At 33.8% G+C, this 25,247-nt stretch carries 16 protein-coding genes; 3 read left to right on the top strand and 13 right to left on the bottom strand.

Annotation, left to right across the window (positions count from 1 at the left end; genetic code table 11):
- Positions 1 to 108: 108 nt before the first annotated feature.
- Genes ACM55F_RS06305 through ACM55F_RS06315 form a run of 3 tightly spaced genes read right to left on the bottom strand, consistent with a single transcriptional unit; the run spans position 109 to position 2,971 of the window.
- Complete coding sequence (locus ACM55F_RS06305) at positions 109 to 1,332, bottom strand: hypothetical protein (RefSeq protein WP_416852918.1); 1,224 nt, start codon at positions 1,330 to 1,332, stop codon at positions 109 to 111.
- Positions 1,329 to 1,769: a ubiquinol-cytochrome c reductase iron-sulfur subunit gene (locus tag ACM55F_RS06310; RefSeq protein WP_416852920.1), complete on the bottom strand. Its 441-nt coding sequence runs from the start codon at positions 1,767 to 1,769 to the stop codon at positions 1,329 to 1,331. The genes ACM55F_RS06305 and ACM55F_RS06310 overlap by 4 nt, the downstream gene beginning before the upstream one ends.
- A gap of 2 nt (positions 1,770 to 1,771) precedes the next feature.
- Positions 1,772 to 2,971, bottom strand: coding sequence for a di-heme oxidoredictase family protein (locus tag ACM55F_RS06315; protein ID WP_416852922.1), 1,200 nt, complete (start codon positions 2,969 to 2,971; stop codon positions 1,772 to 1,774).
- A 90-nt stretch (positions 2,972 to 3,061) separates the two neighbouring features.
- On the opposite strand from ACM55F_RS06315, the gene ACM55F_RS06320 reads away from it, so the two are divergent.
- The 3 genes from ACM55F_RS06320 (at position 3,062) to ACM55F_RS06330 (ending at position 6,191) form a co-directional block, all read left to right on the top strand.
- Entirely contained in the window at positions 3,062 to 4,933 is a 1,872-nt protein-coding gene (locus ACM55F_RS06320) for an Nramp family divalent metal transporter (protein WP_416852924.1), read from the top strand.
- Positions 4,934 to 5,079: 146 nt separating this feature from the next.
- Complete coding sequence (locus ACM55F_RS06325; RefSeq protein WP_416852926.1) at positions 5,080 to 5,733, top strand: metal-dependent transcriptional regulator; 654 nt, start codon at positions 5,080 to 5,082, stop codon at positions 5,731 to 5,733.
- 41 nt (positions 5,734 to 5,774) lie between these two features.
- Entirely contained in the window at positions 5,775 to 6,191 is a 417-nt protein-coding gene (locus tag ACM55F_RS06330; protein ID WP_416852928.1) for a hypothetical protein, read from the top strand.
- A 153-nt stretch (positions 6,192 to 6,344) separates the two neighbouring features.
- On the opposite strand, the gene ACM55F_RS06335 is transcribed toward ACM55F_RS06330, so the two are convergent.
- From ACM55F_RS06335 to ACM55F_RS06380, 10 genes are all read right to left on the bottom strand, one after another.
- On the bottom strand, positions 6,345 to 8,798 hold the full coding sequence (locus ACM55F_RS06335) for a PAS domain S-box protein (protein WP_416852930.1): 2,454 nt from the start codon (positions 8,796 to 8,798) through the stop codon (positions 6,345 to 6,347).
- A gap of 93 nt (positions 8,799 to 8,891) precedes the next feature.
- Positions 8,892 to 9,413 (bottom strand): YfiR family protein, encoded by a 522-nt coding sequence (locus ACM55F_RS06340; RefSeq protein WP_416852932.1) that lies wholly within the window; start codon positions 9,411 to 9,413, stop codon positions 8,892 to 8,894.
- A gap of 51 nt (positions 9,414 to 9,464) precedes the next feature.
- Complete coding sequence (locus ACM55F_RS06345) at positions 9,465 to 12,326, bottom strand: TonB-dependent receptor (protein WP_416852934.1); 2,862 nt, start codon at positions 12,324 to 12,326, stop codon at positions 9,465 to 9,467.
- Positions 12,327 to 13,164: 838 nt separating this feature from the next.
- Positions 13,165 to 15,267, bottom strand: a complete 2,103-nt coding sequence (gene feoB / locus ACM55F_RS06350) for a ferrous iron transport protein B (protein ID WP_416852936.1) — start codon at positions 15,265 to 15,267, stop codon at positions 13,165 to 13,167.
- Positions 15,261 to 15,506, bottom strand: a complete 246-nt coding sequence (locus ACM55F_RS06355; RefSeq protein ID WP_416852937.1) for a FeoA family protein — start codon at positions 15,504 to 15,506, stop codon at positions 15,261 to 15,263. The genes feoB and ACM55F_RS06355 overlap by 7 nt, the downstream gene beginning before the upstream one ends.
- 167 nt (positions 15,507 to 15,673) lie before the next feature.
- Positions 15,674 to 16,339, bottom strand: coding sequence for an SCO family protein (locus tag ACM55F_RS06360; protein WP_416852939.1), 666 nt, complete (start codon positions 16,337 to 16,339; stop codon positions 15,674 to 15,676).
- Positions 16,340 to 16,540: 201 nt separating this feature from the next.
- A complete protein-coding gene (locus ACM55F_RS06365; protein ID WP_416852940.1) occupies positions 16,541 to 18,859 on the bottom strand; it encodes a TonB-dependent receptor in 2,319 nt (772 codons plus the stop codon).
- Between the two features lie 233 nt (positions 18,860 to 19,092).
- Positions 19,093 to 21,411: a TonB-dependent receptor gene (locus ACM55F_RS06370; RefSeq protein ID WP_416852942.1), complete on the bottom strand. Its 2,319-nt coding sequence runs from the start codon at positions 21,409 to 21,411 to the stop codon at positions 19,093 to 19,095.
- Positions 21,412 to 22,337: 926 nt separating this feature from the next.
- A complete protein-coding gene (locus ACM55F_RS06375; RefSeq protein ID WP_416852943.1) occupies positions 22,338 to 24,293 on the bottom strand; it encodes a S9 family peptidase in 1,956 nt (651 codons plus the stop codon).
- Between the two features lie 30 nt (positions 24,294 to 24,323).
- Entirely contained in the window at positions 24,324 to 25,247 is a 924-nt protein-coding gene (locus tag ACM55F_RS06380) for a DMT family transporter (protein ID WP_416852944.1), read from the bottom strand.

Consider the following 25,247-nt stretch of genomic DNA (forward strand, 5'->3'; position numbering starts at 1 on the left):
TATTTTATAAAACAAATTTTTTAATTACTTTAGCATCAATAATTTAATTCAATCATGGACAAATCACTTGAAGAAGTAAACCAATCGGTTGCTACGCAAAACAAAACATTAAAAATAAGTTGAAACCCCAACACTAAATCCAGCAGTATTTGCAGGAGGATTTCCTAAAATATCACGTTGTTTTTGAAAACGATAATTTACCCTAAAAACAGTTTGCGATGTAGGACGAAAACTTAGCGCTGGCATTATACTCCATATATCTTCTCCGATATTTCCACCCGTTTCATTAAAAGTTCCCACGTTCCAATCCACATATTCCAATCGGCAGGCTAAGTTTAGTATAGCGTTTTCCCAGCCTAAAATGTTTTTTGTCAGCAACGGTTGTACGACATCAATAAATCCGCCGAATTGTTTATTGCCAAATTGTTGTCCATAGGTGCTCGGAACATCTACTTTAATCCATGCCAATTCAGAGGTTATGAAAGTCTTGATTTTAGGAAGCGTGGTGTTAAAATCTAATGCAAAAATAGCAACACGTCTTTTTTCGTCTATTATTACCCCGTCATCTTGGAATTTATTGTAAACACCTCCCATATAGGATAGTCCTAACTCCCCAATTTTACTGTTTCGAATCGCAATTTTACCTGTAAATAAGGGTGTTCCGCTATTTATTTCTTCAAAACGTTCCGGATTGTTTTTGGCAGCCGGCAGAAAAGTTTTGTTCTCTGTATTTTCAATTATCGAATTATCGAAGCTTCCTGAAAAATAGGCTTCATATCCAATCATCCAATTGTTCGAGTATTTTTTTCCAAAAAGCCCAGCCCCGGCATTGCTAAAAGTACTCGGTAACATTTGTGTTGCTGAAATGGGTCTGTCGGTAAATTCCCATTTTGGACCATCGTGATTCTGATTGAAAGCCCCAATAGGGTTCATGATTATTCCTCCTCTAAAATTAACCAGGGGATGAAATTCAACATCGACGGAGGCGAATTCTATGGCGATTTCTTTTCCGCCATCTTCAAATTCGATTTCGCTTAAAAATTTCACGCGTTTACTGATTGCCGATGACATAAATATGGTTAATCGTCTGGCCTGAAATTGATGTCCTTCGGAAACGCCATCGGTGGAAAGGCGTTGCCAATTGGCTTCGAGATAACCTCCAACGGCTATGGGTGTTTTTCCAATATTTAAAAAAGGACGATTGTAAACCGCATCCATATTCAGTGTTTGTTTTGTGCTGTCTTTTGGTATTCTTCTTAGTAAACTGGAGTCTATTTGTGCATAGAAATTCACGGAAAATAAAAATGTTATATAGAGGAATTTTAATCTCATTTTAATGATATTTTAAGGGTATTGTTATCTATTTTAATTGGAAAATTTCGTAAATTTCTGTCAGCCGGGCCGTTTTCTACACTTCCTTTGTTGCTAAATTCACTTCCATGTGCCGAGCATTGTAATTTGTCTCCAAAAACCTGTAATTCGGTTCCTTGATGTGTACATTGCATTAATAAGGCGCTATAATTATTTGCGCCAAAACGATAAACACAAATAGGATATTTCAGTCTTTCGTTTTGTATGATTATGTATTTTTTATATTCGGTTGTGTTGTTGTTTTTGATTTCAAAATCAGTTAATGGAACTAAAATATCGGAACCGTTTATGTCTTTTGCCAAAACTTGGGGAGAACTACAGCTTTGCAGCAAAGAAGCGCCCGCCAATCCTGCTAAACAACCAAAACCGCATGTTTTTAGAAACTCTTTTCTGTCCATGATTATAAAGATTTTATAAATTTGAGCAATGCCTCTTTGTCTGACTGTGAAAGATTCTGATAGCTTGTTTTACTATTTTTTGCTTCACCTCCATGCATTAAAATAGCTTCTTCAATACTTTTTGCTCTTCCATCGTGCATTAGAAAAGAGCTTCCTCCTTGTGCGTCTTGAGAAAGTCCTATTCCCCATAATGGTGGCGTTTTCCATTCATGGGTTTTTGCATTTCCTTCGGTATAGCCATCGTCTAAGCCGCTTCCCATATCATGTAATAACAAATCGGTATAAGGAGCAAATGTTTTATTTGAAAGGGCTTTAATAGGTGAGTTGCCTGTTTTTAATTCAGATTTGTGGCATCCTGTACAATTGATTTGGTTAAAAACAGCTGCTCCTTTATTAACCACTGCGTCACTTTGGTTGCGTTGTATAGGAGCCTTTAATGTTTGTAGGTAAAAAACAACGTCGTTTACGGTGCTAGTGGCAATTTCAGGATCAATTTCCAGATGAGAATAAGCATCAATAGGCCTGAATATGGATGTTATTCCCATATCTTGATTGTATGCGTTTGCCGTTTGATGTAATAAACTATGAGCTGCTGCTTTTTTGCCATAACGACCAATGTATTTTCCGTTTTGAGAAATAGCATTTGATGATGGCATTACAAAATCAGGGATGTCTATCCAGTTTGGAACACCAGATATTCCATCACCATCACTATCATTAGGATCTGTCATTGCCATAATATCAGCATCTGTAACAAATTGTAAAAACCCTAAACCTGTATTTGCGGGTGGGGTAAACTTAGCAAAAGTAGCCCCGGCAGGGATTTGTTCCGGTAAGAATCCCGGTAATCCTCTGTTTTGTAATTGTGGACCTCCTTGGTTTAAGAATAAATTTCCGGTTTCATCAATTTGCCCAAAACGGGTAAGTGTAGTGGAGGGATGTCCTTTACCATCACCAGCATGACAACTAATACAGCTTGTTGAAACAAATGTAGGGCCAAGTCCTGTTTCTCGGGTAAAAACTTCATTGAATGCCGCATCACCTTTTAAGAAACGTGCTAACTCTTCATTGGAAAGCCCTTCTACAGTTCCATCTAAAACTTCATCATCAGCTGGAATTTCGGTATAGTTTTCATCACAAGATGTAAATAACAGGATTAAGAGTATTGGTATAACTCCAAAGAGGACACGAATAGTTTTCATTTGTATAAATTAAAATTTAGGCAAATCTAAAAATTATATTTTGCAAAACAAATTTTTTAATTACATTTGTATCAATAATTTAATTCAACCATGGGAAAATCTTTAGAAGAAGTTCACGAATCAGTAGCAGCGCACAATAAAACATCAGTATTCAGAAAAATATTAGCCTTTTCAGGACCTGCTTATTTGATTAGTGTAGGTTATATGGATCCGGGAAATTGGGCAACCGATATTGCAGGGGGAAGCCAGTTTGGCTATGCTTTGCTTTGGGTTTTATTGATGAGTAATATTATGGCTTTGTTGTTGCAGAGTTTAAGTGCCCGACTTGGAATTGTTACCCAACGTGATTTGGCGCAAGCCTCACGCGAAACCTATCCTAAATTCATCAATTATATTCTTTATTTTCTTGCTGAAATTGCCATAGCAGCCTGTGATTTGGCCGAAGTTTTAGGGATGGCAATTGGTATTAATTTACTTTTTGGAATTCCATTGATTGAAGGGGTGTTGATTACGGTTTTAGATACTTTTTTATTACTGTTTCTAATCAATAAAGGCATCCGAAAAATGGAGGCTTTCATCATTGTGTTGGTTGGAATCATTGGGTTTTCATTCATTTTCGAAATGATATTCGCACAACCTGAAATGGATAAGGTGATTTACGGTTTGATTCCTTCACTCCCCGGTCAAGCAGCGCTATATATCGCCATCGGGATTATTGGGGCAACGGTAATGCCACACAATTTATATTTGCATTCTGCCTTGGTGCAAACCAGAAAACTAGACAGAAGTGTAGCGGGGATTAAGGAGGCATTGAAATATAATTTCATTGATTCAACTATTGCATTGAACTTGGCCTTTCTTGTAAATGCAGCCATTTTAATATTGGCAGCAGCCACGTTTTATAAAAGTGGTATGTTTAATGTATCGGAGATTCAGGATGCGCATCAATTTCTGGAACCACTTTTAGGGAGCAAATGGGCACCGATATTATTTGCAGTGGCTTTGATTGCCGCAGGGCAAAGCTCTACCATTACTGGAACATTGGCTGGGCAAATTATTATGGAAGGGTATCTGAATTTACGAATTCAACCTTGGGTTCGAAGAATAATCACCCGATTAGTTGCCATTGTTCCGGCAGTCATTGTGATTTCGATTTTTGGAGAAGGTGTTACGGGCAAGTTGTTGATTTTAAGTCAGGTTATCTTAAGTTTGCAATTGGGCTTTGCCATTATTCCGTTGATTCATTTTGTGAGCGATAAATCGAAAATGAAAGGATTTCACATTGGTAAGGTTACCCAGATTGCTTCTTGGATTGTTGCTTCCATTATCGTTTCGCTTAATGCCAAATTGGTTTTTGATGTTATAAACGAATGGCTAGAAACTTCCGAGAATCCAATAGTTTTATGGCTTACCGTGGTTCCGTTAGCAATAAGTTTCTTGATTTTGTTGCTGTATATTGTATTTAATCCTTTTGTTACAAAATCGAAAATAGATATTCAAAATCATTCGCCACATAATTTGAAACTTCAATTTTCTAAATCCGGATGTTATGACAAAAAGAATATTGCCGTTTCGGTGGATTTTTCCAGCGCAGATGAAGTGGCTTTAAACAGTGCTTTCGAATTAGGGGGAATAGATGCAAAATACACCATAATTCACGTGGAAGAAACGGTTGGAGCCATGATTTATGGAGGAAATGTTGATGACCATGAAACCTTAATAGACGAAAAACTACTGAATGAATATAAAGAAATGCTATCGGAAAAAGGGTATAAAATTTCAACAGAATTAGGTTTTGGAAAACCCGATAAAGTCATCCCCCAAATTATTAATACAGGAAAATTTGATGTTTTAGTAATGGGAACGCACGGACATACGAATTTCAAAGATTTAATCTTTGGAACTACCGTTGATAAAGTGCGACGCAAGATTGCTATCCCTTTGTTTATTGTAAAAAATTAAAAACGGTATTAAGTATGTAGTATCAAGTACTAAGTCCCTCGCGGATTACAATGTATTTGTGTAAATTTGTGTCGTTATCGCGGGTATATCTGAGGATCATTAAAAAATCCGAAATCAAAAATCAAAAATCTTCAATCATAAATCAAATGACTTTTTCAGAAGAAAATTATCTCAAAACCATATACCATCTTACCATTATTTCAGATTCAGAAATAAGCACTAATGCCATTGCCGAAAAAATGGAGACCAAAGCTTCGTCAGTAACTGATATGCTTAAAAAATTAGCCGAAAAAGACTTGGTTAACTATAAAAAATACCAAGGTGTTTCTTTAACAGATCACGGGAAAACAACTGCTAAAATGATCGTGAGAAAGCACCGTCTTTGGGAAGTTTTTTTAGTTGATAAATTGGATTTTTCTTGGGATGAGGTTCATGATATTGCCGAACAATTAGAGCATATTAAGTCGGAAAAATTGATTAATAAACTGGATGATTTTCTGGGCAATCCCACCGAAGATCCGCATGGCGACCCCATTCCGGACGCCAATGGACGAATCGTTAAAATTGAAAAACAATTGCTTTCAGAATTACATGAAAATGAGTCAGGAATATGTGTTGGTGTAAAGGATACCTCGTCAGAGTTTCTTAAATATCTGGACAAACAAGGGATTGCACTGGGTTCTAAAATTGAAATCATAGGAAAGGAAAGTTTTGATTTGTCTTTAAAAATAAAAGTAGACAACAAGGATTTGACTATTTCGAATAAAATTGCCACCAATCTTTTTGTGAAAATTACGTAATCAAAAGGCATTATATTTGGTGTAATTAAAAGAAAAAACAAATGAAAAATAGTTTCTTACCTTTTTTATTGCTTTTTTGTGTTTGCATTTTTGCTCAAAATGTTCAAAAGGAAAGTATAAAATATGCGAAAGTTTGCCAAAAAACAGGTCTTAAAAAAACAGGATATCAATTGGTTTTGAAAGAAGTCATTTCTGATTCCCGTTGTCCGGAAGGTGTGACTTGTATTTGGGCGGGAGAAACTTCTGTTACTGTTTCCGTTTACAAAGATTCAAAATTAGTTGTGGATCAGACGATGGTTTTTTCGATTAAAAACGAAGAAGAAAATAAAGAGTGGTTTTCTAAATATTTGCCTGAAAAGCAAAAAAAGATAAAAAGTTTCAGTGTTTTACCTTATCCAAAAGAAGGGGTTAAAATCAATCCGAAAAACTATTATATAAAAATTGGGTATATAAAATAAACCTTGTGACAATAGCGAATGATTGCACCTTTCTCAAATGAACTTATATTCCTTATCTGTTGAGGAATTCAAACCATTTAAGGAATATAAGTTTATTTAAGTTAAAAAAAGCACAGTAAATTCTATGTTTAATAGATAGTACTACTTTATTTTTTATTCCTTTTTAAAACCAATTAATTTTCGATATTTCTGTTCACTTTCTTCTAAAGCAACCTCAAGTTCTTTGTAATAGGTAATGTCTTTTATATTAGCAACTGCGGCTATAACATAGTTGTTTTCATCTATTATTGGTCTACCGCTAATGATAACCCGTTTTTTTGCTTTAGTTTCGGAATCTTGAATTATTATTTCAACGTCATCCGTTGATTCTCCTTTTAATGCTTTTTCCAATGGAAGGTTCTGGGCAGGAAAAACGGTTTTTTCATCAGGATAATATAAATCATATTTTGCTGACCAATCAAGTGTAGTGGGGGTTGTGGAATCTTGTTTTATTCCTATGATTTCTTCCGCCATGTGATTGGATAAAACAATTCTTTTCTGGTTATCAGTAACAATTATTCCCTCGCCAATATTTTCCAGAATTAATTTCAATTTTAGTTCATTAAGATGCACTAATTTATCGGCTTCTATTTTTTGATTTTCCATTTCTTTTCTTAATGAGATATCTTTGATAAAAGCAATAAAGATGTACTTGCCTAAAATAGTTGCCGGAGACACTGTCAGTTCAATATCAAATTCGATATTTTTTTTGTTAATGGCTGTGATTTCTATCGTTTTATTAATAATAGGTCCCTCACCTGTTTTGAGGAAATTTTCAAAACCTTTAGCATGACGTTCTCTATACTGTTCCGGAATAATTAAGCTGTGCATAGGTTTTCCCATCACTTCAACTAATGACCATCCAAATATTTTTTCGGCTTGTGGATTCCATCTAATAATGTTTCCTTCATCATTTATTACAATTAAGGCATCTGGTGCCTCATTAAATATGGTTTGCAATTGACCTTCGCTTTCTTTTAATTTCTGTTCGGCTGCTTTGCGTTCCGTAATGTCTCTCATGATTGATTTATGTCCGGTAATTCTATTTCCTTCCCTTAATTGCATCACCGTTTGTTCTACCCATTTTTCTTCTCTGTTTTTGGTAAGGATAGGAAATGAGAATGATGTTTCGTCTATTCTATTTTTAAATTGGTTTAAATAGAACTCGGCCACACGATCCCTCCATTCCGGAGCAACAAGTTCTGAAAAATGTTTTCCTATAAGTTCATTTTGTGTGTAACCGGTTAGTTTTTTGCACGCAGGATTGATGTAGGTAAAATAACCTTTATAGTCAGAAGTATGGACTACATCGCTGATGTTTTCCACTATTTCACGATATTTTTCCTCGCTTTTGCGAAGGGTTTCGATGGCTTCTGCCAATTGGGTTGTACGTTCTGTTACTTTTTGTTCGAGTTCTTCATTTAGTTTTTTAATCTCGTTTTCTGAATTTTTTCGTTCCGTGATGTCGTGAATAACGAGAACCCCGCCAGTTGTTTCGCCAGCAAGATTTTTTAAAGGTCTGGCAGTTGCAATTACAGAAAGACCTTCGGGTTTTTTGTAATTTTGGATAAACATTTCCATATTATCTACCTCTTCACCATTCAATGCTTTTACTAAAGGAAGTTCATTAGTATCGAAAATTGTTTTGGTATCAGGCAAAAAGAAACCATAAGTTTGAGCCCATCTCTCTATAGGAATATCCATGGGGCCAATTCCAATTATTCTTTCCCCAGCTGTATTCCAGAGTATGAATTTTCTGTTTTCATCAACAACAATTAATCCATCACCCATATTTTGTATAACCGATTGTAAAAGAGTGTTTTGTTTATTCAGTTGTTCTTTGGATTGTGCTACTTCATTGTCTCTTTTTTCAATGTTTTCCAGCATATTATTAAGCCCCAATGAAAGGAAGCTGATTTCATCTTTTCCTTCTACCACCATGCGAGTCTTATAATCACCTGTATCCTTTATCTGTTGTATCACTGTTACCAAGTTCAACAAGGGTTTCGAAATGTATTTTTTAATAATCATGGCAATTAGAAAAGCGAGTCCCACTCCCACTATTAATAATACAATTCCCAGACGTAAAACATCCATTTTTATTTTATTCAATTCGGATAGTTCAATTCGGATACAGACTAATCCTATTGTTTCATTTTCTTTTTTGATTTTGCTGTAAACAAAAAGATTTTGATTGGTAAAGAAGAAATTTTTTTGGCCTTCAGCAGGAATAGAAAACTGGTATTTAGAATCGGAGCCAGGTTTAGTATAAGATGCAAAAACAGCACCTTTTTTGTCAAGAATGGCTGCATTTAAAATGTCATTTTGCACGTTTAATTCCGATAGAATTTTTTGTGCGGCAGTATTATCCAAGAACTCAAGGGCAGAAACATTATTAAAGCCCACTACTTGCGCTATAGCAATTGAACTAATCACTTTCCGGTCTTTAAATCCTTTAATGTCTATAAGTACAAAAGCTGTAATACAAAGCCCTAGTACAAATGCAGAGGTAAAAACCTGCATGAGCACAAGCTTATTTTTAATTGATATGTTACGTAGATTCATCATTTATTTGTTGTTTTTCTATGGTTAAAAAAAATTACTTGATACCCTGAAGTCTTCTTTATTCCTTGGAACGTCCAATTTGTAATTTGATACAACTTATTGCACAATAATTGCATGTTGCAGCAAGAATGAACTGATTCCAATTCCGGATTTATTTATTGCTTTTAGATTTACTTCAAATTTTAATTTATTTTCAACCATAACAAAATTCATATGCGATCCTTTCTTTCCGTAGCCATTTTGTTCTGTTACAATCAATACGGGCTTACCGGAAAATTTAGCAAGAATGGTTTCAATTGGAATGGTACAATTGTAGGGGACAAACAGAATATTACAAAAGCTTAACTCTTTCAGATTTTTATATTTCTTTATTTCCATTTTTTTATTTTTAGTCATTTCCGTCAATGCGGAAACAATTGGGCTTTCTTCTAGAATAGCGATCTTAAAAGTTTGGTTTTTAGAGTAATCTTTCCAGTAAACATAATCGACAAAGCGATACAGAAAAGCAGCTTTTAATTGATACTCTTCTATCTGGATTTTCTTCTGAGCTACTATTGAATTTCCTCCCAGTAGCATGATGATTACTCCCAAGAAAAATATGCGATTTTTAGTTTTCATACCTTTAATTTTTTTAACTAAGTTTTGTCCTGATTTGAAAAAATTCTAATTTTAAAATTTATAGATTAATGATAAACTAAATAAGGTTCCTAATTGGCTGAAGTGATATCCTTCATAGGTCATTTGAGAATAGCGACCATTGAATGTAATCAAGTTAAATTGTGATTTTATTTGAGCTGGATCATTCAAAATCGCAGTTCCGGTTGCGTTTTCGGCTTTAAATTTCCATTCAGGTAATACATTTAATACGTTATTCACATTAAGTGCTAATGTTAATTTATCTGTTGCCGAATAATTAATTCCTAAATCAGTAACTATTTTTGGTAAAAACTCAGTTCTTAAATTTGAATCTAAACCTTCTTGTTTGAAAGTAGCTTTTCCAAAATAGGTGTTGTTAAGTGATAAATCAATTTTTTTAATTTTGTAATTTGCTCCCAAAATCCATTTTGTTTCAGGTCTTGATGTAAACATTAAAGCATGAAGTGTTGCTCCAAAATTATCACTTGCAACGGGTGAAATTCTTTTATTTTCAAAAGTTATGTTTCCTGATAAATTGAATCCCAATTCTCCAATTCCTACCAGTATAGTACTGTAATTCATGACTACATCTAAGCCTGTAGTTCTCGAATCGAATGAATTTTCAAACCAGGCAACGCTGCCAAATTGTGTAGTTACATTATTTCCTAAGATGATTCTGTCTTTTACTTTAATGTTATAATAATCTATAGTGAAATTGAATTTTTTAAAAGGTTTAGCTCCTATTCCTACAGTCATATTAGTTGATTTTTCAGGGCCTAATTTTGGGATGCCTAAAATACGAGCCTGTGCCGAAACATTATTAATTAACCCATTAATTTGTATTCCCTGCCCTGCTACGAAGGAATTCTGGGATTTTTGAGTATAAATTTGGTGTAAAGTTGGCGCTCTAAATCCAGAGGAAATAGATCCCCTTAGGGAAATTTTATCATCAGAAAATTTATATCTATAACTTAATTTCCAAACCGTAGCTGATCCAAAATCGCTATAATTTTCATAACGAACTGTACCGGTTACTAAGAAATTTTTAGTGAAATCATAAGCCAGGTCGAAGTATCCACCTAAATTATAACGATTCCATTTACCAGAATTTTCAGGTCTGTTTCCGGAAAAGGAATCGGCACCTTCTCCATCCCAAGATGCTTTATCTCCTTCGGTAATTATAAAAGTTTCTGTTCTAACCTCAGAACCAAAACCAATACTTATTTTATCAGATAATACTTTAGAAATATCTAAATTACCAACGATATGATTAAACGAAGCTCCCCCGGGTTTGAAAGATATTGGGCTGTTCTCTTGGTAGATATTAGCCCCGTTAGAATCTTTTATGGGTGATCTGTTTTGAGAGTTTTCTACGGTATAGGTTTGCGTATTACCACCGGCAGTGATGCTGGCATCGGTATTCCAACCATTCTTTATAACTTTATAACCCAAGGTAGCATTGTAATCGTTCAAATCTCCAGTAAATGTTGGAAGATAGCCTTTGTAAGAAATGACAGTGCCATCGCCAAAGAAATCTTTTAAATAGTTAGGATAAACAGATGAGTTACTCCAATTTGGGATAGTACTATTTTCAAAGGGATTTTTTATTGATCTCCAATAGGGGGTTCTGTAGTTCGCAAATGAGTTTACTTTTTTGTATATATAAGCAGCATTATAGTACAACTGTGTTTCATTAGATAAATCCAATCCACCGTTTACTAAGAATTTTACCGCTGCTGTTTCAGGAGAACCATTAATGTTTCCGGCGTCCGGTTTTTCCTTTAAAAAAGCATCGACGGCTTCTCTTCCCGTTATATTTCCTTGATTTATGGTGGTTAATTTGGCATTATAGTCGGAGGAACCTTTGTATTCTTCAAAAATGGTATTGATTTGCACATCAGTCATTCCGGTTATATTGATACCATTAAGAGTATTGTCATCGTTTACATAACTGGATGGTTTAGTAGGAGATATCAAAATAAAATCATTAAAATCTCCTTCTGCATCCACTTTTCCGGGTCTGTTCGTCAAGTTTATTTTTGAAAAATCTAAAGTATAATTTACAAAACCTTTGTCGCTTGCAGTAGATCCATTATTTAAACTCAGGCCAAACATTTCGCCATCACCTTCAGCGGTAATGCCTGTTTTTAAAGTTAATGAACCATTATTAGTTCTCTTTTTTAAGATAATATTTATCACTCCGGCTATTGCATCAGAACCATATTGAGCGGATGCACCATCCCGCAGAATTTCTACTCTTTCTACAGCGTCAATTGGTATTGCAGAAATATCAGCACCGGTTTCGCCTTGACCCGGAGATGTTTGAACATAAAGCAAAGAACTTAAATTTTTCCTTTTTCCGTTGATAAGCAGCAAGGTTCTGCTAGGTCCCATATTTCTAATTTCGTATGGATCAAGTAATGAGGTAGCATCATTTACAGGAGTTTGAACGGTGTTAAAAGAGGGGATTTTGTACTGTAATACTTTGTCAAAAGTTGCTTGTCCGGTTGAAGTCAGATCTTCAGATGACAATATATCTATAGGAAGTGTAGTTGTGGTGTTACTTCTGGGCGTAGCTCTTGTTCCGGTAACTACAACTTCACCAAGGCCTTGTCCTCTTTCTTCAGATAAAACAACATTTAGAATAGGATCAGTTGTGTTATATTCTTGTTTAGGGAAATTAAAGTAACTAAAGACTAAAGTAGCTCCTTCTTTAATAGTAATCTGGTATGCTCCATTGATATCTGTAGAAACACTGTTGTTTGTCCCTTTTTCAGTGATGTTAACGCCTGACAAAGCAACCCCGGAGTTATCTATTACAAAACCAGAAATTTCTTTTTGAGCAAATAGTAACGCGACGTTTAGCATAAATAATAATAAAATAAGTTTTTTCATAATTACTTGATATCGGTTTTTTTGATTTGAAATCAATTGCAACATCATAATTGTAAAAAGAACTCATTGAACCACTTAGTACAAAATTTTAGTAAAAAAATGGACAATGAAGTGATATTATGAAATTAAAAAGGATAGTTTCCTTTTTTTGTAACGAGATTGGTATTTATGTTGGGTTTCTTGTAGTTTTTCCTATAATTTGTTTAGCGTATATTTTCCTAAAAATTATGATTGCTCAATCGTATACCGATTACTAGCTCATAATAGTTCTATAATTCCAATTGCTTGTGTAGGAGTAAAGCTAAAAGTCTTGAAATTATGTCGGGAAGGCACTTTAGATTCAAGTTCAAATCGGAGGCTGTTTTTTTTGAGATTTAAAAAATGGAAACGTCTGATTTTAAGTCTAATGATGCGCTTTTGTACTATGTAAATTTAGTTATTTTAAATTAATTAATTTAAAATAAAAGACTGTTTTTTTAAGGAAAGTTTAACCCGATTGGGCTTTTAAAGTAGTCTAATTATCGCATTTATTAGAAAGGAAAAAAATAATTCTAATTGGTTCTTCATTCATAAGGTTTAAAAACGAATGGATTTAAACAAAGTTTTAATGACAACCACAATCATAATCACTACCGCAATTCTTATCTGATTTTTTTCTTTTGAAAAAGAATTTTCGGATTAAAAAGGCAAGTGCAATTGCAAGTGCAATAAAAGCTAAAATTTCTTGAATATCCATATGTAAAAATAAGAAAAAGCAATCGATACCGATTGCTTTTTGAGTTAAACTAATATCAAAGTTTCTACAGCTAGACCATTATTCCAAATTGGCCAAAGAGACTTATTTCAGGATTTGATACGCAATCAAAGCCACAGCATAGGCAAAACCAGACATGAATATTAATTGTCCAGCGGGCCATTTCCAAGAATTGGTTTCTTTTTTTGTAACGGCAAGTGTACTGGCGCATTGCATGGCAAAAGCATAAAACAGTAATAAAGAAATGCCTGAGGCAAAATTGAATATTTTTTCTCCTGTGATAGGGTTGATTTCAGCAGCCATTTTGTTTTTGATGGTAACTTCATTATCGCTTCCTCCTACACTGTAAATGGTGGCTAATGTTCCCACAAAAACCTCTCTGGCAGCAAACGAACTGATAATAGCAATACCTATTTTCCAGTCGTAACCCAAAGGAGAAATGGCAGGTTCAATAGTTTTTCCCATTAATCCGATATATGAATTTTCTAGTTTTTGTGATGCTACAGCATTTTCAAACTCTGCTTCTGATAATGGATTTCCCTTTGTGTTTTCAGTAACAATAGTTTCGGCATTATTAAATTTTTCTCCAGGTCCGTAGGAAGCCAAAAACCATAAAACGATGGAAATTGCTAATATGATTTTTCCTGCACCAAAAATAAATGCCTTTGTTTTTTCGATTACATTAATTCCCACGTTTTTGAAAAGCGGTAATTTATAATTGGGCATTTCTACTACGAAATATGTTTTTCCTTTTATTTTCAAGATTTTATTTAAAATGTAAGCTGAGAAAATCGCCATTCCAAAACCCAAAAGATACAACAACATCAAGGTCATTCCTTGCATATTTAAAATTCCAAAAACGCGAGTATCTGGAATCACCAGTGCAATAATGATGGCGTAAACAGGTAATCTTGCTGAACAAGTTGTAAAAGGAGTTACCAGTATGGTGATGAGTCTTTCTTTCCAATTCTCTATATTTCTGGTTGCCATAATCGCAGGAATCGCGCACGCTGTTCCTGAAATAAGCGGTACAACGCTTTTTCCGGACAGACCAAATTTTCGCATGATTTTATCCATCAGGAAAACTACTCGGCTCATGTAACCACTTTCTTCGAGAATGGAAATAAACATAAACAAGAAGGCAATTTGTGGTATAAATATCAAAATTCCGCCAATTCCGGGAATAATTCCCTGCGAAATTAAATTAGTTAAAACTCCTGGGGGTAAATGGTCAGCAGCTAGCGAACTCAACGAAGCAAAAGTGCTATCGATAAAATCCATTGGAATTTTAGACCATTCGAAAATAGATTGAAAAATGACGAATAAGATTAAAAAGAAAATTACATAACCCCACACTTTATGCGTCAGGACACGATCCAGTTTGCTTCGGAAATCTTTAGCGACAGTTTCGTCTACTTTCAATCCTACCTTCAATACATCATTGATAAACTGATAGCGTTTTATGGTTTCTTTTTGTTGCAAACGCTTTAAATCCGAATGCGATTTAGTCAATGAACTTCGGATTTCATTACGATCTAAATTCAAGAAGTTTACATCCTGAGTAATTACCAACCACAATTTATACAACAATTGGTTGGGGAATGTTTTGCGCAACGTATTGAAATATTCAGGATCAATACTGGACGCATTCAAACACGGTTCACTGGAAATCGTTTTGTAGGTGACAATTAATTTTTTTAATTCATCAATTCCAAAACCTTTTCGGGAACTTATCAGCGCAATCTTAGTTTTTAGGTGTTCTTCAAGATACGGAATGTCAAGTGTTATTCCCTTGTATTCCATTCTATCAGCCATATTTATGACTAAGATAGTAGGAATTTCTAAATCTTTTATTTGTGTAAAAAGAAGTAAATTTCGTTTTAGATTTTCAACATCAGTGACTACAAGTGCCACGTCCGGATATAATTTATCGTTTTTGTTCAGCAATAATTCAATAACCACATTTTCGTCAATCGAACTGGCGTTCAGACTGTAGGTTCCTGGTAAATCCAGAATATTAGCTTTGACATTATTGGGTAATTTGCAAAATCCAATCTTTTTCTCAACCGTAATTCCGGGGTAATTGCCGACTTGTTGGTTTAAACCTGTCAATTGATTGAAAACCGAAGTTTTCCCTACATTAGGATTTCCTATTAAAGCGACATTAATGTTTCGATTGCTTACCATAAGTTGGTTTTGATTATTTCAACTTCGATTTCTCTCGCTGTTTCCACGCGAATAGCAACATGGGAACCATTATTGATGTTTAAATATAAAGGATCTCCAAAAGGAGCAATTTGAAGTAATTCGACCATGTTCCCGGGTAAACAACCCATTTCTAATAGTTTTAAAGGAACGATATCAATATCAAAATCTTTGATAATGGCTTTTTCGCCTTTTTTGAGGGATTGTATCGTTGTTCGCAAGACTTATTTAGATTGAATTAAGATTGCAAAAGTACATATTATAATGCCAAAACAAATGATAATTATCATTTTTGTACCTTTTTGGGATAAATAAAAGCCAGGAAATGGAGACTCTTTATTAGACTGATAAAGAAAGGAAACCGCTGGAATCCAATTTTTTAATTTTTTTATTCGGTACACAAAAAATTAATATCTTCTATCAAACGTTTCATGTCTTCTTTTTTAGTTCCGTCATAAAAACCACGAACCCGTCTTTTAGTGTCAACCAAAACAAAATTCTCGGTGTGAACCATATCATACAACTGTTCTGGTCTCCCTAATTTTACAGCTAAATAGGATTTTCTTGCCATCGTATAAATGGCTTTTTTATCACCGGTAACCAGGTTCCATTTGCTGTCAACAACTCCGTTTTTTAGAGCATACGCTTTCAAAACTGGAATGCTGTCTATTTCCGGGAAAACGGTATGGGAAAGCAACATTACTTTTGGGTTATTGATAATCGCTTTTTGAATTTCGGCTAAATTAGTTGTCATTTTTGGACAAATAGAACCACAGGTTGTAAAGAAAAAATCAGCAACATATATCTTGCCTTCATAATCTTTCTGGGTGATGGTTTTTCCGTTTTGGTTTACAAACGAAAAATCAGCAATGGTATGGTATTTACTGATGTATTGAACGGTACTGTCTACTAATTCCGGGTTTACATCTGAAGGATTAAAAATAGGAAGTGATTTACTGGGTTTAAGGGCCACATAAAACAAGTAAATTGTTAGGATAGAAAAGACTAATAAAACACCAAAGAACTTTCGGTATTTATAAAAAATAGATTTCATAATAGTAATTTGAAGCAAAAATACAAAAAGGTAATTTTAAAAAAGAATCTCTTTTAATTTTATCAAATTTGAATAGCAAAAAAATTAAAAACAGCTGTATTTTTAAGACAAATAATAGTGGTTTTTTTTCGAAATAGTCTGCAATACAAGATTTGCTGGCAGCCAAACTGATGTTGCCGATTGCTACATTCACAGATCCTATTAAAATTTGAAAATCAAATTACAAAACAATTGTCTTCCATGTTGTAAAAATTGTTTTGGACCACCTAATCTAATGTCGGGTTGATAAAATGTGGAATTAAACAGATTTGTAATTGATAATTGTGTGGTAATTTCTGCATCATACACTTTTATTTTTACATAAGAAAATGTCAAATCAATCTTGGTATAAGGGGGAATGGTAATTACTTGTAAAATCTCTTTATTCCCATGTTTTGCTTGAATTTGAGAATAATAATTGATTCTTGAATTTATTGAAAACTTGTCGGTTGCATTATAAGTCAAACCTCCGGTTATTCGATGTTTATAAACACCAAGATTTGCAGTACGCTCTCCAGCGTAATCGTCAGCATCTTTTAGAACATAAGAATAGCCAATTTCAGTTTTAATTTTTCCTATTTTATAAAATAATTGACTTTCAATGCCAAAGACATTGATTACTTTATCTGAATTTATGAAACTTGTCGTTGCAGCCGGTTCAATAAAATTTGTTGCTGTGTTTTTGTAGGCAACAATATTCATTACTAAATTACTGGTAAACGATTGATTGATTCCAATCTCAAAAGTGTTCATACGTACTGGATCAATTGTAACAGTCTTATTGTTTATCGATAAATTACCAAGTTCAAAAATAGTAGGTTCACGAAAAGCCTGCCCAAAAAGAAATTTTATTGAAGTTTTTTGAAATGGGGTATAAACCAAACCGCTTCGAAAGGTGAAAATGGATTTGTATATATTGTGATAATCAAATCTTCCGCCCAGTGTGAGATAAAATTTATCAAAAAGTGTTTTTTGCAATTGTAAAAACAGTGAGTTTTTATACTGACGGAAAAAGGGTTTGCGCATGCTATTATCAATAGAACGAGTTTCGTTAAAATCAGGATTTAATCGATTTTTAGAAAGTGCTATGCCCAATAAATCAAACATATCAAAAGTATAGCCACCGATAATAGATACCGTTTGGCTTGGAACATAATTTAATTGTACATTACCTTTATATCGTTTTGAACCTGAACTCGATTGCTGTGAATAGATATCCATGAAATTTTCTTGAATTTCTTGATCCGTCAGTGGTAAGTCCGGATCATGTCCGTTTTTTACAAGAGTATCATAAATAGCTTTGTTAAAAGAAGTGTTTAATCCCCAGAATTTTTCTTTATAAAATTGAAGTTCTGCATTAATTTTAAGTTTGCTACTAATTTCTTTGTCCATTCCGGCATAATATAAGGCTAATTGACGGTAATCGTATTGACTTTTATAATCTAACGTTATATTTTCAAGTCCTCTACTGCCTCTAAGTTCGTATCCCTCTATACCCACATAAAATCCTTTGTAAGAAATTTTCGCAGCATATGGAAGCGACCAACTGCGCTGTTCAAATTGTTGGTTTACGGGAAATGCTTTAGCAGGGACTCCTTGTCTGAAATTTAGAGTATCTTTTATAAAATCTTTATAATCCCAAAGATTGCTGCGGAAATATCTAAAACTTCCACTAATACGAAAATCATTTAAATTTTTTCCAAAAACGATACTATGAGATTGAGTTTGTTGCGTTCCAATTCCAGCATGATACTCTGTTGCATTAAAATCAGTGGAATCATTCTTTGTGATGATATTAATAACACCAACCAAAGCATTTGCGCCATAAAGAGCAGAAGCTGGGCCTTGCAGAATTTCAACCTGTTTTATGTTATGTGTTGCAAATTGCGTTGCAATAAATGTTTCGGAAGCTATTAAATTTTGCATTTCTCTTCCGTTTACCAATAGTAGCGTTTGTGAAAAATTACTTAAAAAACCACGTTGTCCGCCAAAAGTAAAATGGTCGGTTCTTATAGCTACCACACCCGGAACGTTTTCCAATAAACTGGTTAAATCAGCGTAGCCGTTTTCAATAATATCTTTTTCAGTGACTACATAAATTGTTGCAGGTGCAATTTTCTGATTTTCTGATTTTTTCGAAGCAGTTATAACTTCAATATTCATCAGTTCTTCCAGACTGAGTTCAAATAAGTCAACTCCAGCTATCAATGTGATGTTTAAATTTACCAAATCACTGGTGATTTCAACCACCTGAACTTTGAATTTTTCTTTTGCAAATTCAAGTATTCCAGAAGTTACCGGCACTTCAATGGAATACCTTCCTGCCGCATCTGTAAAAGTTTTTAGGTCTGTATTTTTCACACTAATTTCTACACTTTCAATAGGGTTGTTTGTTTTGGTGGTTATTACCCCATTTACTATTCGTTGTGCAAATATTATATTTGCTGTGAGAACCAATATAATAAGTAAAGACTTTTTCATGATTTCTTTTTTTAGTTGATAATTGATAATTTGTTGGTAAAAAAATGGTCATCTTGCATTTATAACTTGATTCCGCCTTTTATCAAATTTCAACATCAAAAAAATTAAAAACAGCTGTATTTTTAAGACAAATATTATTGAATTCTTTTTCGTTTTTTCGAAATTGGCTATAATAGAGAAAACTTGCTGCCGTCTAAACTGATAGTAGCGGTTGTATCATTCCTTTATCATTTTTAAAATTTAACTATTAAATTGCAAAATAGTTGTCTTCCATGCTGTAAAAATTGTTTTGGACCACCTATTCTTATATTGGGTTGATAAAATTGGGAATCAAATACATTTGTAACTAGTAATTGTGTAGTAATTTCGGCATCGTACACTTTTATTTTTACATAAGAAAATGTCAAATCAACCTTAGCAAAAGCTGGAATGGTAATTATTTGTGTAACATCCTTATTACCATGTTTTGCTTGAATCTGAGAATAATAATTGATTCTTGAATTGATTGTAAAGTTATCAGTTGCATTAAAAGTCAAACCTCCAGTTATTCTATGGGGATAAACGCCAAGATTTACGGTACTGACACCAGCATAATCGTCAGCATCTTTTTTGACATAAGAATAACCAATTTCAGTTTTAATTTTTCCTGTTTTATAAAATAATTGGCTTTCAATACCAAAGACATTTATTACATTATCTGAATTTATGAACCCTCCCGTTTCGGTAGGTTCAATAAAATTTGTTGCTATATTTTTGTAGGCAACAATATTTGCTAATAAATTACTTGTAAACGATTGGTTAATTCCAACCTCAAAAGTATTCATACGTGCCGGATCAAGTTCATTAACCACATTATTTACCGATGAGGCACCAAGTTCAAAAATATTAGGCTCACGGAAAGCTTGCCCAAAAAGAAATCGTATCGAAGTTTTTTGAAAGGGTGTATAAACCAAACCACTGCGAAAGGTAAGAATGGATTTATAGATATTGTGATAATCAAATCGTCCTCCCAATGTGATATATAGTTTATCAAAAAGTGTTTTTTGCAATTGTAAAAACAGTGAATTTTTATACTGACGAAAAAATGGTTTGCGCATTCTATTTTCGATAGAGCGTGTTTCATCAAAACTAAAATTTAATCTATCTGTAGAACGAGCTAAACCTAACAAATCAAACATGTCAAAAGTATAACCTCCGATAATAGATAAAGTTTGACTTGGAACATAATTTAACTGTATATTTCCTTTATATCGTTTTGAACCGGAACTCGATTGCTGTGAATAGGCCATCATAAAATTGTCTTTAATTTCATGATCAGTAAGAGGTGAGTCAGGATTATGCCCGTTTTTCACAAGAGTGTCATAAATAGCGTTGTCAAAAGTGTAGTTTACCCCCCAGAATCTTTCTTTATAAAATTGAAGTTCTGTATTAATTTTAAGTTTGGCATTAATTTCTTTTTCCATACCGGCATAATACAAGGCTAATTGACGGTAATCACTCTGATTAGTGTAATCTAACGAAATATTTTCAAGGCCTTTACTGCCTTTAAGCTCATAACCCTCTATTCCCACATAAAAGTCTTTGTAAGAAATTTTCGCAGCATATGGAAGTGACCAGCTGCTCTGTTTAAATTCTTGGTTTACGGGAAACGCTTTAGAAGGAACTCCTTGTCTAAAATTTATGGTGTCTTTTATAAAATCTTTATAATCCCAAAGATTGCTACGGAAATATCGAAAACTCCCACTAATACGAAAATCTTTTAAATTTTTTCCAAAAACGAAGCTTTGAGATTGAGTTCCTTGTGTTCCAATTCCAGCATGATACTCTATTCCATTAAAATCAGGGGAGTCGTTTTTTGTGATGATATTAATAACGCCAACTAAAGCATTTGCACCATAAAGAGCTGAAGCCGGACCTTGCAGAATTTCAACCTGTTTTATGTTATGCGTTGCAAATTGTGTTGCAATAAATGTTTCGGAAGCAAATAAATTCTGCATTTCTCGTCCGTTTACCAACAGTATCGTTTGCGAAAAATTACTTAAAAAACCACGTTGTCCGCCAAAAGTAAAATGGTCGGTTCTTATAGCTACCACACCCGGAACGTTTTCCAATAGATTTGTTAAATCAGTGTAGCCGTTTTCAATAATATCTTTTTCAGTGACAACATAAATTGTTGCTGGTGCAATTTTTCGATTTTCTGATTTTTTCGAAGCAGTTATAACTTCAATATTCATTAGTTCATCTAAACTGAGTTCAATCAAATCAGTATCAGCAATCAATGTCATGTCTAAATTTAGCACATCACTGGTAATTTCAACCATCTGGGCTTTAAAATTTTCTTTAGTAAATTCAAGTGTTCCATATGCTACTGGTACTTCAAGTGAATACTTTCCTGCCGCATCCGTAAAAGTCTTTTGCTCGGTATTTTTCACGCTAACTTTTACATTTTCAATAGGATTGTTTGTTTTATCGGTTATTGCCCCAGTTACTATTCGTTGTGCAAATACTATATTTGCTGTGAGAATCAATATAATAAATAAAAACTTTTTCATAATTTCTTTTTTCAGTTATGACTAAGTAATTTCAATTAACACTATAAAATATTTCCTTCTGTTACCTTTTAAATAACCACTGGCTTTGTTTAATCTCTATTTTTTTGAATTCAACGGTCTTGAAAATAGTTTTATCGCATTTGCAATTTGGTTTTGATAGAATGACGATAAATTGTTTTTAAGGATGAAGTTAGTATTGTTAAGAATCACATCCTCGGTGATTTAGGAAACTGTCTTTTCATTGTAGAAAACTAAAAAATGGCTTTAATGCCTTAGTATAAGTTTTTGTTGTGCTGCAATTATAACGTTAGGATAGTAACCAGTGTTTAAATTTTTCTATTTGTGTCCTTACCTTCTATAGATGAAAGTTTAGTACTTCCTTCTTCTATCTTGAAAAGAATTTTATTATCGGATGTATCTGGCAAGTGCCAAGTATCTAAAGTTATACTCCATCTCGCGACTTTTTGTTGTTTCATACGTGCGATAAAATCACGTTCTTTTCTATGAACGGCAACCCGACTTTCACCTCAGTGTTTTATGGATTTCGCCGTCCATACCACCATGCAATTTTTCTGATTTAGAGTACTAAAGTTAGTGAATTTTTTGTTTGGAATTGTTGTTATATGATAAAAAAAAGCAGCTGAAAAACGGCTTCTCAATTAAAATCATAATTTAGAGTCGCAAAATTAAAAATACGATTGGTGAAAGTAATTATTATGCAGTAAATCTGTTTTATTTAATCTCTTTAGGTTTAATTCCTCGAAGCTCTGCTTCGTTTTCTTTTTTAGCCACAGATTTCACAGATTTTCACAGATTTTTTGTTTGTGTAAATTTGTGTTTAACTTTTCCAATACCTAGTGGGCTCTGCCCCGAGGTAGTTTATTTGACGGCAGAATAATAAAAGAGGCTGTGTAACCTAGCGATTCTTATGGTTGTAATTTTACTAAATATTCCTGCATAAATCGAATTACAGCCAAGCGTTGAAAATCAATATTTGGTTTCTTTTTAAATCCATGTCCTTCATCTTTTGCTTCAAGATACCAAACCGTGTTGCCCTGAGCTTTTAGTTTATCTCGCATCTGAGTTGCTTCGGTTACAGGAACTCTAGGATCATTAGTACCTTGAATGATAAACAATGGTTTTTTAATCTTATCAATATTGTTTAGAGGAGCCATTTTTTCAAAAAAAGCAGCCATTTTCGGCTCTCTTTCATCACCATATTCTGCTCTTCTTAAATCTCGTCTGTATTCTTCGGTGTTTTTCAAAAAGGTATTAAAATTTGAAATACCTACAATATCAACGGAACATTTTATCTTATCCGCATAATGAAAGGCTGTTGCTAAGGTCATATAACCACCATAACTTCCTCCCATAATCATAACCCTGTCTTTATCCAATTCAGGTTGTTGCGCAATCCAATCCAATAAAGCACCAATATCCTTTACAGAGTCCTCTCTCAGAAAACCGTTATCTTTAGCTAAAAAAGTTTTCCCAAAACCAGAAGAGCCTCTTACGTTGGGATACAGCAAAGAAACGCCCATTTCACTGGTGTAAAAATTATTTGAGCCTAAGAATGAAGCTAAAGATTGTGCTTCAGGACCGCCATGAATCATAATTATGACAGGTCTTTTCCCTTTGAATTTTGGAGAAGCGGGATAGTAAAAACCAGAAATTTTTAAATCATCGAAACTTTTCCATTCAATGAATTTAGGAACAGACATGTCCGATTGTTGCATTTCGCCCAACTCGCTTTCTGTCCAACGTTGAATAACTCCAGTTTTAAGGATTAGTTTATAAACATCTGATGCTGATTGGGCAGTAGATTGGGTGAAGAAAATATTCTGATTGTCCTTTGTAAAACTAGCACCGCCAATTAATCCTATAGGAAGATTTTTAACCTCTTTGTATGATTTAATGTCGGCATTCATCAAATACATTTTGTTTAATCCAGCTTCATTACTAACAAAAACAATTGTTTTTTTATCTTCGGATAAATTATAATTCTCTATATTCCACGGGATATTAGAGGTGTAATAAGTTACTTTTTTGGTGTCTAAATTCATTGTGGCCAGTCGCTGAAATTCGTTATCCTTATCCGTTATGAACCAAATCTCATTATTAATATTTGAAAAACCAGCACCAGTTTGTGTTACACTTTTTATATTTCTATCTGTAACTTCGGTTAATTTCCCGGTTTCAATATCTAATAACCATATATATGATTCGTTTATAGAAATATATTCGCCAATCAATAGTTTTTTATTATCGGATGAAATATCCTGTATTCCCCATCCGCCACCTTTTACCTGAAGAATTAATTTTTCAGACTTAGGATTATTAGGATCCATGTAGTAAATATCTCTGTCTCCGCCATTTCTCTTAGTCGAGGAAAAATAGAATCCTTTTCCGTCTTTTCGCCAAGTTACACCTCCATTTTGGGATCTTCCCCCATCTGTTAATAGCGTAGATTGGAGTGTTTTTAAATCGAGTTTGAATAATTGACCAAATTCATTCCCTCCAATGTCTTTAGAATAAATTAAGTATTCCCCTTTTGTAGGTTCGTAAGTGGCACCAATTACAGGTTCGTCAAAAAAAGTAACTTGAGTTCTGGCTCCCATAGGTTGGGTTATGCGGTGTAATTGTGAAGTTGAACCAAACCGGGTATTAATAATAATATCATTTCTTGTAGGATGAATTTGGGCCAAAGAAGCACTTCTTGATTCTGAATATTTTTTAACTTCACGGGCTAATTCTTTGGGTATTTCTGCAATATTTTCCGTAATCAAATTTTCATTTGGAACTATAGTACCTTTCTTTTGTTGTCCGTGAACGGCAAGTAGAGTAAGAACGGTTGTCATTAAAAAAATAATTTTTAGCTTCATAGTTTTTAATTTTATTAGGTTAATATTATATCATTTCCGTCCTTTTCGCAACGAATAATTCACCATATATAATCCAAATAAGGTTACTCCACCGCCTATTGCAATGGAAGCATTAAGCGTTTCTCCAAAAATTACGGCACCTAAAATTACGGCAATAATTGGATTTATGTATGCATAAACACTACTTATTTGTGCTGGCAAATGTTGCAGCGCATAAATAAAGGCAATGAAAGTAAGAACAGAGCCAAAAACAACTAAATAGGCAATTGACCACCAGGAAATGGCTGGAATAGAACTTAACGATACTGACGTGCCAGTAGCTCCTGTATAAGCAAAAAGTAAAATACTGGAGAGAAACATTTGTAATCCTAAACTAAAATAGGGATTAAAACTAGCGGCTTTTTTCTTAGTATATAAAGATCCAAATGCCCAGGTTAGAGTAGAAATTATCGAAATTAAAATTCCAAATCTAAAATCAGGAATCAGAAAATCATTTAAATGGTCGTAGAAGATAACACATACGCCGCCAAAACTTACGATTAAACCAATTATAGCTAATCTTGCCAGTCGTTCTCCCCTAAAAAAACTAATTATCACAATCCATAATGGAACAATAGCCCCAATGATAGCTCCTAAACCGCTACTGATGTATTTTACACCCCAAGTGCTTAATCCGTTGCTTAAAACAAAATTAAGGATGCTCAGAATTAGTATTGTTTTCCATTGTTTTCCTTTTGGCCAAGGAGTTTTTTTGAATAAGAAAAAGGAGATATACAGAAACCCGCCAATGAATTGTCTAATGGCAGCAAGTTGTAAAGCCGGCATATGTTTCACACCTTCTTTTGAAGCAATCCAAGTGGTGCCCCAAAAAAAACTGACCCAGCATAAAGCCAATATGGGTAATCCAATGGCATTAACTTTAGACGAAACCGCATTTTTAATTTTAGTTCTCAC

This window comes from Flavobacterium melibiosi, assembly GCF_048158545.1.
GTDB classification, from domain to species: domain Bacteria; phylum Bacteroidota; class Bacteroidia; order Flavobacteriales; family Flavobacteriaceae; genus Flavobacterium; species Flavobacterium melibiosi.